The sequence below is a fragment of the Pseudomonas sp. K2I15 genome (assembly GCF_002204795.1).
In the GTDB taxonomy this organism is placed as follows: domain Bacteria; phylum Pseudomonadota; class Gammaproteobacteria; order Pseudomonadales; family Pseudomonadaceae; genus Aquipseudomonas.
On the sequence record NZ_NIXO01000023.1, the window covers coordinates 15,025 to 29,448 of the forward strand.

The 14,424-nt window shown below is 60.8% G+C and carries 12 protein-coding genes and 1 other RNA gene; 5 read left to right on the forward strand and 8 right to left on the reverse strand.

What is annotated here, in order from left to right:
- Window positions 1-7: 7 nt before the first annotated feature.
- Window positions 8-757: an ABC transporter substrate-binding protein gene (locus CEC48_RS15555; RefSeq protein ID WP_088424543.1), complete on the forward strand. Its 750-nt coding sequence runs from the start codon at window positions 8-10 to the stop codon at window positions 755-757.
- 120 nt (window positions 758-877) lie between these two features.
- Here CEC48_RS15555 and CEC48_RS15560 read toward each other — a convergent pair whose 3' ends face one another.
- Both CEC48_RS15560 and CEC48_RS15565 read right to left on the reverse strand, forming a co-directional pair.
- Window positions 878-2,569: a bifunctional diguanylate cyclase/phosphodiesterase gene (locus CEC48_RS15560; RefSeq protein ID WP_088424544.1), complete on the reverse strand. Its 1,692-nt coding sequence runs from the start codon at window positions 2,567-2,569 to the stop codon at window positions 878-880.
- 18 nt (window positions 2,570-2,587) lie between these two features.
- Window positions 2,588-4,153: a PAS domain-containing methyl-accepting chemotaxis protein gene (locus tag CEC48_RS15565; protein ID WP_088424545.1), complete on the reverse strand. Its 1,566-nt coding sequence runs from the start codon at window positions 4,151-4,153 to the stop codon at window positions 2,588-2,590.
- 460 nt (window positions 4,154-4,613) lie between these two features.
- Between CEC48_RS15565 and CEC48_RS15570 the strand changes: the two genes are divergently transcribed.
- The gene (locus CEC48_RS15570) at window positions 4,614-4,928 is read left to right on the forward strand and encodes a helix-turn-helix domain-containing protein (RefSeq protein WP_088424546.1); all 315 of its coding nucleotides are present in this window, start codon (window positions 4,614-4,616) and stop codon (window positions 4,926-4,928) included.
- Between the two features lie 147 nt (window positions 4,929-5,075).
- Window positions 5,076-5,447: a VOC family protein gene (locus tag CEC48_RS15575; RefSeq protein WP_088424547.1), complete on the forward strand. Its 372-nt coding sequence runs from the start codon at window positions 5,076-5,078 to the stop codon at window positions 5,445-5,447.
- On the opposite strand, the gene CEC48_RS15580 is transcribed toward CEC48_RS15575, so the two are convergent.
- A complete protein-coding gene (locus CEC48_RS15580; protein WP_088424548.1) occupies window positions 5,361-6,329 on the reverse strand; it encodes a DMT family transporter in 969 nt (322 codons plus the stop codon). The two genes, CEC48_RS15575 and CEC48_RS15580, sit on opposite strands and share 87 nt — an antisense overlap.
- A gap of 97 nt (window positions 6,330-6,426) precedes the next feature.
- Here CEC48_RS15580 and CEC48_RS15585 point away from each other — a divergent pair, with 97 nt between their 5' ends.
- Window positions 6,427-7,290, forward strand: coding sequence for a LysR family transcriptional regulator (locus CEC48_RS15585; protein WP_088424549.1), 864 nt, complete (start codon window positions 6,427-6,429; stop codon window positions 7,288-7,290).
- Window positions 7,291-7,351: 61 nt separating this feature from the next.
- Window positions 7,352-8,263 carry a DUF2167 domain-containing protein gene (locus tag CEC48_RS15590; RefSeq protein WP_088424550.1) on the forward strand — a complete coding sequence of 304 codons (912 nt, stop codon included), beginning with the start codon at window positions 7,352-7,354 and terminating at the stop codon, window positions 8,261-8,263.
- 57 nt (window positions 8,264-8,320) lie between these two features.
- On the opposite strand, the gene CEC48_RS15595 is transcribed toward CEC48_RS15590, so the two are convergent.
- The 5 genes from CEC48_RS15595 to ligA all read right to left on the reverse strand — a co-directional run bounded on the left by CEC48_RS15595 (window position 8,321) and on the right by ligA (window position 14,341).
- Window positions 8,321-8,932 (reverse strand): hypothetical protein, encoded by a 612-nt coding sequence (locus tag CEC48_RS15595; RefSeq protein ID WP_088424551.1) that lies wholly within the window; start codon window positions 8,930-8,932, stop codon window positions 8,321-8,323.
- Between the two features lies 1 nt (window position 8,933).
- Window positions 8,934-9,980 (reverse strand): N-acetylmuramidase family protein, encoded by a 1,047-nt coding sequence (locus CEC48_RS15600; RefSeq protein ID WP_088424552.1) that lies wholly within the window; start codon window positions 9,978-9,980, stop codon window positions 8,934-8,936.
- Window positions 9,981-10,292: 312 nt separating this feature from the next.
- Window positions 10,293-10,389, reverse strand: an RNA gene (gene ffs / locus CEC48_RS15605) — signal recognition particle sRNA small type.
- Window positions 10,390-10,597: 208 nt separating this feature from the next.
- Entirely contained in the window at window positions 10,598-11,761 is a 1,164-nt protein-coding gene (locus tag CEC48_RS15610) for a putative zinc-binding metallopeptidase (RefSeq protein ID WP_088424553.1), read from the reverse strand.
- Window positions 11,762-11,983: 222 nt separating this feature from the next.
- Window positions 11,984-14,341, reverse strand: a complete 2,358-nt coding sequence (ligA, locus tag CEC48_RS15615) for an NAD-dependent DNA ligase LigA (RefSeq protein ID WP_088424554.1) — start codon at window positions 14,339-14,341, stop codon at window positions 11,984-11,986.
- Between the last annotated feature and the right edge of the window lie 83 nt (window positions 14,342-14,424).

Here is a 14,424-nt window from a genome sequence, read left to right on the forward strand (position 1 = left end):
AGAGTGTATGCGCGCAGTCCTGGGCGCCTTGTGGATGATTGCCACGGTCAGCCTGGCGGCACCCGCACCTCTGCGTTTCTCGATTTCCGACAGTTGGACCATGCCCATGGTGCAACTCGACCAGGGCCAGCCGACCCAAGGGATTTTGTATGACGTGATGTTGAGCCTGGCGACCCAGGTCGGCCGCCCCGTGAAATTCCATGTACTGCCCCGCGCGCGCATCGACACCGCGATGGAGCGTGGCGACGTTGATGTGCGCTGCTACGTGACACCGGCGTGGCTGAACAACCTGTCGGGCGACTACACCTGGAGCATCCCGCTGATGGTACAGCGCAATGTGCTGGTCACCGCGCACGTGCCGCCGCTGTCAGTGCAGTTGGACAGCCTTGCGCCGCAACACATTGGCACCGTACTCGGTTATCGCTATCCGACCCTGGAAACGCGATTCGCCAGCGGCCAGCTCAGCCGCGACGACAGCCGCAGTGAGGAGCAAGTGCTGCAAAAACTCGCGGCCGGGCGCTTCAAGTACGCGGTGAGCAACGAATGGATTCTCGACCGTTTCAATCAGCAATTACCGCCCACACAGCGCCTGCATAAGGTGGCCGTGATCGAGGAGCAAAGCCTGGGCTGTTACGTGCGCAACGATCCGCAGGTGCCGGGGCAGCAGATTCTGCGCACGTTGTTGCGAATGAAAATGTCCGGGGAGATTGATGAAATCATTCAGCTGTATACCGGAAACAGCGCGCCCGCCCCTTAAGATCATCTGATTTACTCTGTGGCGAGGGAGCTTGCTCCCGCTGGAGTGCGCAGCGCTCCCAAAGATCTTGGGGCCGCTACGCAGCCCATCGGGAGCAAGCTCCCTCGCCACAGTTAAACATCACTCGAGCTTTTGCCACTGCTCAGGCGGCGCAAACCCGTCAACCCACCCCGGCACCTCCCCCGCCGGCATCGGCCGGGCGATGAAATAGCCCTGGGCCACTTCGCAGCCCATGCGCATTAACAACTGCCCGTGCTCCAGGGTTTCCAGGCCCTCGGCGATCACTTCACGGCCAAACGCACGGGCCAGGCCGATCACCGCCTTGGTCAGCGCCAGGTCGTCCTTGTCGTGCAGGATGTCGCGCACAAACGACTTGTCGATCTTGATGGTCTGGGTCGGCAGGCGCTTGAGGTAGCTCAGGGAGGAATAGCCGGTGCCAAAATCATCCAGGGAAAACCGCACACCCAAAGCCTGGCAGGCTTCCAGGTGCTGGGTGACGCGCTGGATATTGTCGATGGCCACCGACTCGGCGATTTCCAGGTCCAGCCGGTGCGGCTCCACCTGCGGGTATTGCGCCAGTAAATCTTGCAGCCGCTCGACAAAATCCTCGCGCTGGAAATGCCGCGCCGCGATGTTCACGCTCACCGACCACCAATGCCCATGCACCTGCCAGCGGTGCATCTGCGCCAACACCTGGGCGATCACCCATTCGCCGATGTCGACAATCAGGTCGGTCTGCTCGATCAGCGGCAGGAAATCCCCCGGCGTCACCAGGCCACGCTCGGGATGCTGCCAGCGTAACAACGCTTCGAACCCCACCACCGTGCCGCAGCGCAAATTGACCTTGGGCTGGTAATGCAGGCACAGCTGGCCGGCCGAGAGGGCCTGGCGAATCTGCTCCACGGTCTGGTGGCTGGCCTTGACCTCCTGCTCCAGAGACACATCAAACAACTGGTAACGGTTGCGCCCACTCTGCTTGGCCACGTACATCGCCTGGTCGGCATGGCGCAGCAGGGTGTCGGCGTCCTCGTCGTCCAGGGGAAACAGCGTGACGCCGATGCTGGCGAACACGTTCAGTTCGGCGCCCTGGATCGAGTACGGCTCGGAGATCGCCTTGAGGATGCGCAGCAAGGCAGCGTTTAGCTCGTCGATATCGCGCACGTAACGCAGGATCAGTACAAATTCGTCACCGGCCAGCCGGGCGACCACGTCTTCGCCGCGAATAATCTCCCGCAGCCGCGTGGCCACCTCCACCAACAACAGATCCCCGCAGGCATGCCCGTAGCCATCGTTGACCGCCTTGAAGCCGTCCAGGTCGAGCATGCAGAGCGCCAGTGGAATGTCTTCGCTGCGGGAGAATTCCAGGGACTGGTTGAGCAACTCGGACAGATAGGCGCGGTTCGGCAAGCCGGTCAGCACGTCGTGGCCGACCCGCCATTGCAGGGTGTGCAACAACTGGCGCTTTTCGCTGACGTCAAAGCGGATCGACACGTACTTCTGCACCCGCCCGGTCTGCTCATCGAGCAGCGGCACCATGGTGCTGTCCACCCAATACAGGGTGCCATCCTTGGCCCGGTTGCAGATCTCGCCACGCCACACCCGGCCTTCGCTGATGGCCTGCCACATGCCCTGGAAAAACCCTGCCGGGTGCAGCCCCGAGCTGAGGATCCGGTGGTTTTGCCCCAGCAATTCGTCACGCCCGTAGCCGGACATGCCGCAGAACTGGTCATTGACGTAAGTGATGCAGCCCGCCAGGTCTGTCTCGGAGAAAATGGCGGCTGCATCCACGGCCCTGCGGTATTTCTCGTCCATGAGTCAGGCTCACTGTGGCTAGCGGTTGAACCGCTCGACCAGGGCGCGCAACCCGGAAGAGATGCTTTCGAGTTCCCTGCCACGGGTGACTGCAGCGTTGGCATTGCCCGCTGTCTTTTGCACTGTGGCGGCGACGTTATTGATCTGTTGTGAAACTTCCTCGGCGACGTGGGATTGTTCCTGGGAGGCGGCCGCCATTTGCTGACTCATGCCGGTAATACGCTCCACCGCATGACGAATGCCTTGCAGCGCCTGCTGCGCTTGAAGCACTTGCTGCACGCCCTGCTCGGCTTCGTGAATGCCCAGGCTCGCGATCTCGACCGCCTCATCGGCACCGGTCCGCAGGTTCTGGATGATGCCCTGGATCTGCTGGGTCGACTCACGCGTCTTGCCCGCCAGTGCACGCACCTCATCGGCCACCACCGCAAAACCGCGCCCTTGCTCGCCGGCGCGGGCCGCTTCAATGGCCGCATTGAGGGCCAGCAGGTTGGTCTGGTCGGCGATCGCCTGGATCATGCTCGCGGCCACCTGGATCTGCTGGGTTTGCCCGGCCAGGTTGCCCACCGCCTGGTTGATCTGGGTGACGGTGCCGGCCAGCAACTGGATCGCCTCGCGGGAGGTGCCGGCCACCTGGCTGCCCTGCTCGGCAAGGGTGTTGGCGGTGTGGGCTTCGCTGGCGGTTTGTTGCACGTGCACTGCCACCTCGGCGATGGAGGCGGCCATCTCGGTCATGGCGGCGGCGGTCATGTCGGTCTCGGCGCGCTGTTCCAGCAGCGCCGATTCGGTGGTGCTCGACAGCACGCTGGAGTGGGCGGCGGCTTCGGCCATCTGGTTGGCCAGGTCACTGAGGCGCGTAAGGGCAGTTTTAAGGCGCGCCTCTTCGCTGATCAGGATCATTTCCAGCTGCGCAGTCGGGCCCAACGCATCGCTGTAGGTCATGGCACTGATGGGATCGGAAAAGGCGTTGGGCGTGTTCTGCACGATCCGCTTGAGCTGTAGGCCCAATCGCTGATGGCCCCACATGCCCACGCCGAGAAACAAGCCGACGGTCAACGCCTGGGCCCACACACCCGGAATCCATTGGAACGCTGCGAGGCTGGCGGCGGCGGCCAGCAGTGGCAAAGCCAACGCCTGGGCCACAGAGGCCAGGCGCCGCACCGGCGAAACCGCCGCGCCACCGGCCTGCAAACGCGCGTACAGCGCTTCGGCGCGCCGCACCTGTTCGCGAGTAGGCTTGACCCGCACCGACTCGTAGCCCTTCAGCCGCCCGTCTTCGAGAACCGGCGTCACATAGGCGCTGACCCAATAATAGTTGCCGTTCTTGCAGCGGTTTTTCACCACGCCCATCCAGCTATGCCCGGCCTTGAGGTGGCTCCACATCAACTGGAACACAGCGGGCGGCATGTCCGGGTGGCGCACCAGATTGTGGGTGCTGCCGATCAGCTCGGCCTGGGTAAAGCCGCTCATCGCGGCAAACTCGGCGTTGCAGTAGGTAATATGGCTGTTGATGTCAGTTGCGGAAATTAGCCGTTGCTGCTCCCCAAAAGTCTGTTCAACAGCAGTGACCGGCAAGTTGAGACGCACGTTAAAGCTCCATGGACAGCATTCGATCGCTCTCTCAACCACCGGGTAGGCAGGACAGGCGGATTCGTATTCCCAGTCGGGCTGCGCCGTCGATCGGCTGGTTGGCCGCAAAGGTACGCAAACCCACGATTTTGCACAGCAATTGATCATCCATTCAGTGATGATCAACTAGGCTTTAATTCGGGTATCCGGCACGTGAGGCGTGATGAAGCGTGGCACTGACTAGCGACATTTCGGTCCCTGCCAAGCGTCCGTTTTATGGGCACATTTATGAGAGTGAGGAGAGAGCAATGATTTCCTGTTTCATAAACCTGCCTTCTGAAACGAGACCACCAAACACTTGTCCTAGATGCTGATTCTACGAATTACATCACACTTTGCAAGAAAAGGTGATGGTAAATGCGGTTGTCTAATTTTAATATTTATCGTTAAGTTCTTGATTCTAAATGGGAATTGAGCGATGCACATTTCAAGTTTGGGTCCGGCCATCAGACGTTACCGCAAGGTCGCAGGGCTTACTCAGGCTGAACTAGGTGAGAAAACCGGTTTTGACCCTAAAACCATCAGCCGCTTCGAAACCGGCACCTATACACCCAGCGTCGAGGCTCTGTTCTTGTTCGCAGAGGCGCTGGGAGTGAAGCTGAAAGTCTTTTTCGTAGACCTGGTCGACGAGGAAGAACAGCGCGCTTATCTGTTCGGTGTCATTCATAAAGCCACCCCGAAGGATCTGGGAAAGCTGATCGCGGCGGTAGACCAGGCCTTGTCCAAGCCTTAGAGCTCGTAACACAAGTGCACGCAATAAAAAGAGCAGGCAGCCAGGCTGTCTGCTCTTTGCTGGATGACTCCTGACATGAACTGACAGGACAGCCCCTTAGACTAGGGACTGAGCCGCGCCATTGCTGCGCACTATCAGGGAGTCATCATGAATAGCATTGCCCACTACTTTTTGTTGTACGTCGACAGCCCGGCCACCAGCGCCAACCTCTATAGCCGCCTGTTGGATAAACCGCCTGTGGAGCTGGGGCCGACCTTTGCCCTGTTCATCCTCGACAACGGGGTGAAGCTCGGCCTGTGGTCACGCCATACCGTGGAGCCTGCGGCCCAGGCCACGGTCGGCGGTGGCGAGGTGGGTTTCTGCGTCGCTGACGTCGCAACGGCAGATGAGCTGCACACGCGCTGGGTGGAACTGGGGTTGAGCATCATCCAGTCACCGGTCGAGGCGGACTTCGGCTACACCTTTGTCGCCCAGGATCCCGACGGTCACCGCCTGCGGGTGTTCACCGTCAACCCTTGACGGCTTGCGGCGCCAGCGCCCTTCCAGGCTGATGGCGCCGACACTCGCCAGCACGATCAGGCCACCCAGCACCACGCGCATCGACACCTGCTCGCCCAACAGCGTGGCGGCCATCACCATCGCCACCGGTGGCACCAGGTACAACGCCACCGAAGCGCGGCTGACCTCGACATGCCGCAACACATACGCCCAGGCCAGGTACGCCAGGGCGCTGGGGAACACGCCAAGCAACAACACCGCGAGGTTAGCCTGCGCTGATGCCTGCGACACCACCGCCGGCAAACCTGGCAAATAGACACACAGCAGCAAAGTGCCCGACCACACCGTGTAGCACACCGTAGTCAGCGGGCTGTAGCGCCGGGAATAGTGTTTCTGGATCGTGAAGTAAAGGCTCCACGCCAGCGCCGCCGCCAGGATCATCAAGCCACGGGGATCAATCTCACCCAAGCCATGCTCGCCCCAGATCACCACCAGCACCCCGCTCAAACCCAGCAACACGCAACCCCAGCGCCAGCCAGTGACCCGCTCCTTCAAACCGAAAAACGCCACCAGCACCGTAAACAACGGGACCGACTGCGCCAGCACGCTGGACGCGGCAGCCGTCACAAATTGTTGCCCGAAGTTGATGGTCAGGTGATGCAGGAAAATCCCGAAAAACCCCAGCACCAGCAGCCACGGCAGGTCCCGCAGACGTGGCCGCTCGATCTTCGCCACCAGCGCCACACCGGCCATCAACACCGACGCAATCAGAAACCGCCCCAACGCCAACTGGCCCGGACTGTAACTGTGCAAGGCCCTATGAACGCCAATCGGCGAATACGCCCAACAGAGGATGACGCAGGCAGTGACTAGCGTAAGCTTTACAGGTGACGGGGCTTTCATGAACGGCGTCCAGCAGTGGGAATGCCGTCAGTCTTGGCCCCGGCAAGGTGCAGGACAATTAACCGTTTCTGACTTCTGTAATCACTGGAACTGAGCGATGGAACTGGCCCAACTGAAAATGGTGAAAGCCGTGGCGCAAACTGGCAGCGTGGCCCAGGCCGCCCTGCAATTGCACTGCGTGCCCTCCAACATCACCACGCGCATCAAGCAGTTGGAAAGCGAATTGGGTACCCCGCTGTTCATTCGTGCCGGGCGCGGGTTGGCGATCAGTGCCGCCGGGGAGGTGTTTCTCGACTACTGCGAGCGCATCCTGGCGCTGGTGGAAGAGTCCAAGCGCGCCGTCGACAGCAACGCGATTCCTCGCGGCAAACTGCGCATTGGCGCGGTGGAGTCCAGCGCCAGTGGCCGCCTGCCGCCGTTGCTGGCTGAATACCATCGGCGCTATCCACAGGTGGAGTTGGAACTGGTGACCGGCGCCTGGGCGCAGTTACTCGATGACCTGCAACACCACCGTATCGATGCCGCGCTGGTAGCCGCCGGCGGCAAACGCCCGAAGCTCGAACAGAGCGTGGTCTACAGCGAGCGCCTGGTGCTGATCACCAGCGCCTCCAGCGCGCCGATCGAGGATGCCCTGGACCTGGCTGGCCGCACCTTGCTGGTCTGGCCGCCCGGCTGCCCGTACCGCGCCGCCCTGGAAAACTGGCTCAAGCCCCACGACATCAAACCGGCCATCGCCAGCTACGCCAGTTGGGGCACGATCATTGGCTGTGTCAGCGCGGGGATTGGCGTGGCACTGGTGCCGGAAGGCATCCTGGCGCGCTACGAGCAGGCCAACCAATTGACGTCGTATCGCTTCGACGAATTGGCGGCGGTGGATAACCTGCTGTTCTGGCACAAGGACACCCAGCGCCACCTGGCGCGGGACGCATTTGCGGGGCTGCTGCGGGAAACATTCGGCTAACCCGTTACAGCATGTTTCAGTTATCCTGCCGTGAAATTAATTCAATTTGTAAGGGACTACCATGAATTACTTCCGCCTGTTGCTGGCGGCGGCCGCCCTGAGCCTGCCTGCCGCACCCGCCTTTGCTGCCGCAAAACCTGCACCCGTTGAAGCCGCAGCCCCTGCCGAAGCACCCGAAACCGCCGAACACTTTCTGGGCTCGCTCAAGCAGAAGACCGGCACGATCACCCTGCCCGGCGACATCGCTACCCTCAAGCTCAACGACGAGTTCTACTACCTCGACCCTACAGACACCGAGCGCTTGCTGACCGATGGCTGGGGCAACCCGCCAGGCTTCAAGACCCTGGGCATGATCGTGCCAAAAGCCGTCAGCCCGCTGTCGGAGCGCGGCTGGGGCGTGATCGTCAGCTACAAGGCCGACGGGCACATTTCCGACGAAGACGCCGCGAAAATCGACTACACCGAACTGCTCAAGCAAATGCAGGACGAAGACGTCGAAGACAACAAGGCACGCCAGAAGCAAGGTTACGCAGGCCTGCACCTGCTGGGCTGGGCCGAGCCGCCGCACTACGACGACACCACCCACAAGATGTACTGGGCCCGCGAGCTGAAAGCCGACGACGCCAAGCAGACCACCCTCAACTACAGCATCCGCGTGCTGGGCCGTGAGGGCGTGCTGGAACTCAACGCCGTCGCCGGGATGGCTGACCTCGCCACCATCAAGCAGGAGTTGCCCAAGGTCCTGGCCTTTACCAACTTCACCGATGGCAACCTGTACACCGACTTCAATCCGAAGACTGACAAACTCGCGACCTACGGCCTCGCTGCACTGGTTGCCGGCGGGATCGCGGCCAAGGCCGGGCTGTTCGCCAAGATCGGCATCTTCCTGCTGGCGGCGAAGAAGTTCCTGATAATCGGTGTAGTAGCGCTGTTCGCCGGCGTCCGCAAGCTGTTCAACCGCAACAAGGCCTGATTTGCGGGCATAAAGAAGCCGCGGTGTGCCTGGCACACCGCGGCGCGGGGAACATCTTCAGCCTTTAGGGACCAGCCTGGCGTACTGGTCCTGGCTGATCCAGCCCTTGGAAGAACGGCCTTCGCCGTTGATGAACTCGACCTGGGCCCAGCCATCCTTGAACGCCAGCACCGCGACCACATCGTCCTTGACCACATAGGCACGATGACTGGCCTTGGCGTCCGGGGTCTTCTGCAAGAAGGCCTTGTCGGCCGAGACGGTCACCAGGCCAATCCACTTCTTGGCAGCCGTCTGGGTCAGGTCCAGGCCGGTGGCGATTTCGGGCATCAACACACTGATGCAGCCAGGATGTTCGCGGCCCTTCTCCACGGTCAGCGTCACACCGTCCGAGGAAGCCGCAACCGTTCCGGGATAGGCCGCATCCAGCCACGTCGACACCGACGCCTTCGCGCCGTCGACCTTGCCCTGCAGGAAGAACGTGCACGTGCGGGTCACGCCCTCGCCCATCGCTTCAGAATAAAAACCCTCCACCTGATGCTCAGGCGTTACGGCCAACATCAGCGCTTCGTACTTGCCCGAATGCAACGTAGCGGCAAACGCCGGCGTTCCCGCAGCAACACAAACAAAAGAGGCAACCCACAACCGGCACAGGCAACGTTTGAACGGCATACTATTTTTTCCCTTCAAGTGCTTCGTAGGCATGTTTGATTCGTTGGTCATAGTCGCCATAATCCTGGCCGTTATAGTTAATAGCCATGGCGACATAGTCCTTGTTCTTCATGGCCTTGACCAAGGCCGGGCTCTGGCTGCAAAAGCCGAGAAAGCCCTTTAGTTGATTGCCGGCATTGATCTTCATCGCCGCACTGAATTCAAACACGGTTTTATAACCGCAGGCCGCGAAGTTGAACCCCATCATCTGAAACATGCCCCACGACGCCGACAACAACGCCGCTTCCTGATCCAGCGCAAAGGCGGTGGCCATGGTGTCCCAAGCCTTGACCTGATCCTTGTTGTTGGCCTTCCACTGGGGGCCGGCCTTCTTCACGTAGGGGTACGACAACAGCGGGTGGGTCTGATCGTATTTACGCTTGGTGTACTTGCGAAAGTGGTGCCCTTCAAAGGCAATCACCGGCAACTTGGCCGGCCCAAACCCGGAGCGCCCGCCCGACTCCACCGTGGCGAAGGCCTTGATGATATTGACGGATATACCATTACCCAATTGCGTGGCGGCGTTCTGGAAATCCGCGTCCGTCAGCGTCATACCGCCGTCGCACGTGGCCTGGAGCATCATCTGCCGGTTGCGTCGCTCGGCCTCGATCATCGCCCGCATGCGGTCCAGGTAATGGTTGACCGTGGCCTGGACCATGTCGGTGCTGGTGTTGCCGAACACATTGAGGAACGTCGGAATGCGCAAGGTCGGGTGCGGTTTGACCGGCACCTTCACCGCCTCTTCGATCAGGCTATTGAAGGTACGCCCGGTGGGGTCGATAACGCCGTCGGGGTGGGCGTACTTGAGGTAGCGGAACTGATACTGGCTGATGCACTGCACCAGTTGGCCGTCGCACTTGCCGTTTTCGGCCAGGGGAAAACTCAACTTGGGGATGATCAAGTTGAACAAATACTGGATGCACTGAACATCGGCGGGCACGTTGCGGGCTTTACCCGGCGCACCGACGGAAGCGCTGATGAGCGTGGGCAACCCTTGCAGGCTTTTCATTACCGACATCCTTGTTAGTTGGGGTGAATGAGCAATAAAGTGCCATCACCTTAATATCACCCCTGTGCCGCCGACATATTTTGAAATATGTGGCTGGCGAAAACTAGCAAGGCAAGTAGGGGCTGTCCAGAGTGGATGCTTAAAGTTGTGAAAGAGGCCTCATGGGTTTTTGCTGGCAGCGATTGTTTGCGGGCCAGTGAGTGCTTTTCCGATGGGCGAACAGCAGAAATCGCTTCGCAGATGACGATTGTCAGCAAAGGGTTTCATAAGCGTATTTTTTTGAATCTGGGAGGGGTGACGTTATGGAGGCAACCCCACCAGCCACACCCCGGCACACAATGTTCCCGCTGTGGCTGCTGCCTTCCGGCTCTGACCAGGTTCACGGGTAATCGTTGCGGGGGGACCGATGGGGTCACCATAACGACGCTCGCCTCTCGGCAAGCCGCGCCATTGTACCGATCTCATCGGAAGTTACAACCGTTCACGCGGGATTAAAAATATCTGATGGTTCAAGTACTTGCCTGTGGGCGGGAGCATGCTCGCGAAGAACGCAAACACGCCGCGTTCATTCAGGATAGGCACGTCATCGTTGACGACCTTCGCGAGCAGGCTTGCTCCTACAAAAGCACGACATCATCCGCCCGACCGCCCTCTTGCTGGATCACCAGGTGAATGAAGTGCAGCTTGGCAATCACCGCAGGCGGCAGGACGAACGGATAGAAATCCGGCTGGCCCATGCTGCGGGACAGTTCGTTGAGCATGCCGGCCAGTTCGATCCACGCATTGACGAATGACAGGAACGCCGCGCCGCCGGGATGTTCAGGGTCATAGAGGGTGCTCAGGGGAAACGGCTGGTAATCCAGGTCCATCTCCCGGGCGCTCATGCCAAAGCCCAGCGCGGTGTCGACGGCGTCCATCATGTGCAGGTAATGCGCCCAGGTTTCCGCCCAGTCTTCCCACGGGTGCATGGTGGCATAGGCGCTGACGCAGGTTTGCTGCCAGTCCGGGCGCGGGCCGTTCTGGTAGTGCTGCTCAAGGGCGTCGGCGTAGCTGGCGCGCTCGTCGCCGAACAGCGTGCGGAACGGTTCCTGCCAGTGGCTGTTGGCGATCAGGCGGTCCCAGTAGTAATGGCCGACCTCATGGCGAAAGTGCCCGAGCAAAGTGCGGTAAGGCTCGCGCATCTGTACGCGAATTTTCTCGCGGTGGGCGTCGTCGGCTTCTTTGATGTCGAGGGTGACCAAGCCGTTGGCGTGGCCGGTGGTGGGCGCGTTGCCTTCCAGGTCGATGCCGACGAAATCGAAGGCCAGGCCGGTGTCTTCATCGACGGCCTTGGGAATCACCTGCAAGCCCAGGCTGATCAGTTGCGCCACCAGGCGGCGCTTGGCGGTTTCGACCTTGCGCCAGCGTTCGGGGTTCTCAGGGATCGACAGATCGGGAATGGTGCGGTTCAGGCTGCAGGCCACGCACAAGGTCTGGCCGTTGTCGGCGGGCAACAGCCAATTGCAGGAGGCTGGGGTGTCGAGGTTAGCGCAGCGGCGAAATACACCGGCTTCAGGGTCGGCGTCCAACAGCCACGTGTCGGCGTATGGGCCAGGCTGCAACGATGTCAGGCGACTCTGCTCCGGCTGATAGCCCAGCAGCGCCGAACAGGCCAGGCACTGGCTGTTGCGAAAGAATAGAGACTGCCCGCAGCGACACTGCCAAACCTTGCTGTTGCGCGAGGTCTCGGCCATGAACGGTGCGGCAATGCGCGAACTGAGTTGTTCGAAGAAGCGGTACATGGCGATCTCTCCCAGGGCTGCCCAAGACTAGATCATGGTTACGAGCTGATCGTTCCAGTTTTTTACGTGTGGGCCTATTACTTGTGGTGAGGGGGCTTGCCCCCCGTTGGGCTGCGAAGCAGCCCCAGCAAGCTCAACCAGTACTTTCAGGTAGAACTCGGTAAGGGGTTCTGGGGCCGCTACGCAGCCCAACGGGGGACAAGCCCCCTCACCACAAAAGCATCAGACCGTGATGTTGTGCTTGGCCAAAAACGCGACGAACGCTTCTTCATCCAGCACTTTCAAACCCAACTCACTGGCCTTGGCCAGCTTCGAACCCGCGCCGGGCCCGGCCACCACACAATGGGTTTTCGCCGACACCGAACCCGCCACCTTGGCGCCAAGGCTTTCGAGTTTTTCCTTGGCGACATCGCGGCTCATCAGTTCCAGGGAGCCGGTGAGCACCCAGGTATGGCCAGCCTCAGGCAAACCTTCGACGACCTTCTTCTCGCTCTGCCAGTGCATGCCGAAGTCTTTGAGCTGCTGCTCGATGGCCAACGCGCGATTGGCGTTTTCTTCAATGTCGAAGAAATCCCGCACGGCCTTGGCCTGCTTCTCCGGCAACGCCTGGCGCATGTCGAGCCAGTCGGCCTTGATCACGCCTTCGAGGGAGCCAAACTTGTCGGCCAGTTTCTGCGCGGCGCCCGGCCCTACCGACGGCACGTGCAGCTTGTCGAGCAAGCCGCCCAGCGTGGTGCTGGCCGCAAACTCGGCGCTCAGGTCGCCCTGCTCTTGCAACTCCAGGCCGCACTCGTCCTTGGCGATCAAGGCACCGATCACTTCCTGGTTATGGCTGTCTTCAAAGAAGCTGTGAATCTCGTGCGCCACTTCCAGGCCCACGTCCGGCAAGTACGTCAGCACTTCCGGCAACGCCTGCTGCACGCGCTCAAGGGACGCCAGGGAGCGCGCCAGCACCTTGGCGGTCTCCTCGCCGACATCGGGAATACCAAGGGCGTAGATGAACCGTGCGAGGGTCGGCGTCTTGCTGTTTTCAATGGCGGTGATCAGCTTCTTGCTGGAAACGTCGGCAAAGCCTTCGAGGTCGATGATCTGTTCGTACTTGAGCTTGTAGAGGTCAGCCGGCGAACCGATCAGTTTCTCGTCCACCAGTTGCTCGATGGTCTTGTCGCCCAGGCCATCAATGTCCATGGCACGGCGCGAGACGAAATGGATGATCGCCTGCTTGAGTTGCGCACCACAGGCCAGGCGCCCGACGCAGCGGTACACCGCGCCTTCGCTGACGGTTTCCTTGCCTTTGCTGCGCTTGACCAGTTGCGTGCGCTCAACGTGGGAACCACACACCGGGCAGCTTTCGGGAATTTGCACCGCGCGGGCGTTTTCCGGACGACGCTCGGTCACCACCGACACCACCTGCGGGATCACATCACCGGCACGACGGATGATCACGGTGTCGCCGATCATCAGGCCCAAGCGCGCCACTTCGTCCATGTTGTGCAAGGTGGCGTTGGACACGGTCACACCCGCGACCTTGACCGGTTTCAAGCGCGCAACCGGCGTTACAGCACCCGTGCGGCCGACCTGGAATTCAACGTCCAGCAGTTCGGTCAGCTCTTCCATCGCCGGGAATTTGTGGGCAATCGCCCAGCGCGGTTCGCGGGCGCGGAAGCCCAGTTCGCGTTGGTAGGCAATGCTATTGACCTTGAACACCACACCGTCGATTTCATACGCCAAGGCATTACGCCGCTCACCGATATCGCGGTAGTAGTCGAGGCAATCCTGAATCCCCTTGGCCAGCTTCAGCTCGTGGCTGATGGGCATGCCCCATTTCTTCAGCTGTTGCAGGTTGCCGATATGGGTATCGCTGATATCCGTGGTCACGCCGTAGCAGCAGAATTCCAGCGGACGGCTGGCGGTAATCTTCGAATCCAGCTGGCGCAGGCTACCCGCAGCAGCGTTGCGCGGGTTGGCGAAGGTCTTGCCGCCGACTTCCAGTTGCGTGGCGTTCAGCCGCTCGAAACCGGCCTTGGACATGAACACTTCGCCGCGCACTTCCAGGGTCGCCGGCCAGCCGGTGCCGTGCAGTTTCAGCGGAATATTGCGCACGGTGCGCACGTTGACGCTGATGTCTTCACCGGTGGTGCCATCGCCGCGCGTAGCGCCACGCACCAGTTCACCGTCCTGATACAGCAGACTGACCGCCAGGCCATCGAGCTTCGGCTCGCAGCTGTATTCCACCGCCGCGCCGCCGCCAAACAGGTCGCCCACCGGCAGGTCGAGGCCTTCGGTAACCCGGCGATCGAATTCAAGCATGGTGCTCTCATCAAAGGCGTTGCCGAGGCTGAGCATCGGGATTTCGTGACGCACCTGAGTGAACGCAGACAATGCCGCACTGCCGACCCGCTGCGTCGGTGAATCACGGGTTACCAGGTCCGGATGCTCGGCTTCCAGGGCCTTGAGCTCATGGAACAACCGGTCGTACTCGGCGTCCGGGATGCTCGGTTCGTCGAGGACGTGGTAACGGTAGTTGTGCTGATCCAGTTCAGCGCGCAGTTCGAGGATGCGGGTGTGGGCGGCGGTCATGGGTGTTCTCTCATAAAGCAAAAGAGCAGCCGAAGCTGCTCAATATGTTAGTGCATGGATTCTACAGGCAACGCTTAAGCTTG

Bases quoted from the DNA above. Each gene is read 5' to 3' on its own strand.
- CEC48_RS15570 (WP_088424546.1), top strand. From the start codon at position 4,614: ATGCACATTTCAAGTTTGGGTCCGGCCATCAGACGTTACCGCAAGGTC.
- CEC48_RS15555 (WP_088424543.1), top strand. From the start codon at position 8: ATGCGCGCAGTCCTGGGCGCCTTGTGGATGATTGCCACGGTCAGCCTG.
- CEC48_RS15575 (WP_088424547.1), top strand. From the start codon at position 5,076: ATGAATAGCATTGCCCACTACTTTTTGTTGTACGTCGACAGCCCGGCC.
- CEC48_RS15585 (WP_088424549.1), top strand. From the start codon at position 6,427: ATGGAACTGGCCCAACTGAAAATGGTGAAAGCCGTGGCGCAAACTGGC.
- CEC48_RS15560 (WP_088424544.1), bottom strand. From the start codon at position 2,569: ATGGACGAGAAATACCGCAGGGCCGTGGATGCAGCCGCCATTTTCTCC.
- CEC48_RS15595 (WP_088424551.1), bottom strand. From the start codon at position 8,932: ATGCCGTTCAAACGTTGCCTGTGCCGGTTGTGGGTTGCCTCTTTTGTT.
- CEC48_RS15590 (WP_088424550.1), top strand. From the start codon at position 7,352: ATGAATTACTTCCGCCTGTTGCTGGCGGCGGCCGCCCTGAGCCTGCCT.
- CEC48_RS15610 (WP_088424553.1), bottom strand. From the start codon at position 11,761: ATGTACCGCTTCTTCGAACAACTCAGTTCGCGCATTGCCGCACCGTTC.
- CEC48_RS15600 (WP_088424552.1), bottom strand. From the start codon at position 9,980: ATGAAAAGCCTGCAAGGGTTGCCCACGCTCATCAGCGCTTCCGTCGGT.
- ligA (WP_088424554.1), bottom strand. From the start codon at position 14,341: ATGACCGCCGCCCACACCCGCATCCTCGAACTGCGCGCTGAACTGGAT.
- CEC48_RS15580 (WP_088424548.1), bottom strand. From the start codon at position 6,329: ATGAAAGCCCCGTCACCTGTAAAGCTTACGCTAGTCACTGCCTGCGTC.